1 protein-coding gene is annotated in these 1,687 nt (G+C 58.3%); it reads left to right on the top strand.

Going from position 1 to position 1,687, the window contains the following annotated elements; translation table 11 throughout:
- On the top strand, positions 1–1,687 hold a 1,687-nt coding region (locus tag FQB27_RS00005), incomplete at both ends, for a hypothetical protein (RefSeq protein WP_169558826.1).

Below are 1,687 nucleotides of genomic sequence, written 5' to 3'. Positions count from 1 at the left end.
GGATCGTGGTTGATGCCGTTCTGGACCAGTATGCGGAAGTTTCCGCAGATGAACTGGCGCCGGGTACAGAAAGCGCCGCGGACCAGAATGTCAATCTGGGCCTGAGCATGGCGTTTGAGGCGACCGGTTACGGGGCGCCGTCTGATCAGCCTGCGGATACCACATCTGATGATACGGACGGTTCCGAAGTATTCACGATCACCGTTACGCTGGATGAAGTTTCGCTTGAGGCAGGTGTTGGCCTGACGCTTGGCACCGGGGCACCTTCTGATGCGACCCTGACGGAAGGTCCGGATGGAACATGGACCCTGAACGTGAGCGATCCGGCAGACCTTGAAGTTGCCGTTGGGTTGATTGAAGCCGTCATTCCGGCGGGCTATGAAGGCACAATCAACGGCACCATTTCCAGCGTCAGCGAAGATACAGCGCCGGGTGGCGTCGAGACTGACCTTTCTGATAACAAGGAAGAAGACAGCGCCGATTTCAGCCTGACCATTGAAGGCGGCGAAGTTGTGCCGACAGCATCCTTTGGTGACGGCGAATTTGCCGGTATCATCAAGGAAGACAGTGACGATAACACCATCAGCTTCAGCGCGGCGTCTGGTGACAGCACCGATGAACTGACCAGCGTCGTGATCACCCTGCCGGGTGTGACCAATGGCGATGTGGATGTGTCTGCCATTACAGCGGACCTTGCCGGGGATGGCTCGGTTGCGGTTGATGTGGATCCGGTTACGGGTGCCACCATCATCACGATCACGTTTAACGACAGTGCGGATCTGGAAAGCTTCAGCAGCTCCTTCACCCTGGATGCCCCGGTTGAGGATAGCGACGCGGACCTGTCTGCCACCATCACGGCCTATGCCAAGGACAAAACGGACGCGACTGCAACCGGTGATGGCGGGGAAACCAAGACCATTGTGGTGGACGCGGTTCTGGACCGGTATGCGGAAGTCTCTGCAGATGAACTGGCGCCGGGTACAGAAAGCGCCGCGGACCAGAATGTCAATCTGGGCCTGAGCATGGAATTTGAGGTGACCGGTTACGGGGCGCCGTCTGATCAGCCTGCGGATACCACCTCTGATGATACGGACGGTTCCGAGACCTTCACGATCACCGTTACGCTGGACGGGACGGCGGTTACGGCGGGTGTTGGCCTTGTGCTTGGTGATGATGCACCTTCTGATGCGACCCTGACGGAAGGTCCGGGTGGGACATGGACCCTGACCGCGAACACCCCTGCGGACCTTGCGGCGGCGGTTAATGATATCGAGGCCGTCATTCCGGCGGGCTATGAAGGTACGATCAATGGCACCATTTCCAGCGTCAGCGAAGATACAGCGCCGGGTGGCGTCGAGACTGACCTTTCTGATAACAAGGAAGAGGACAGCGCCGATTTCAGCCTGACCATTGAAGGCGGCGAGGTTGTACCGACTGCGGCCTTTGGTGACGGCGAGTTTGCCGGTATCATCAAGGAAGACAGTGTCGATAACACCATCAACTTCAGCGCGGCGTCTGGTGACAGCACCGATGAACTGACCAGCGTCGTCATCACCCTGCCGGGTGTGGGTGCAGGCGATGTGGATGTGTCTGCCATTACAGCGGACCTTGCCGGGGATGGAACCGTTCAGGTGACAGAGGCTGGTGGCACAACGACCATCACGATCACCTTCAATGACAGTGCGGA

Source organism: Sneathiella chinensis, assembly GCF_012720115.1.
In the GTDB taxonomy this organism is placed as follows: Bacteria; Pseudomonadota; Alphaproteobacteria; order Sneathiellales; family Sneathiellaceae; genus Sneathiella; species Sneathiella chinensis.
This window is presented reverse-complemented; position numbering and strand designations above follow the sequence as displayed.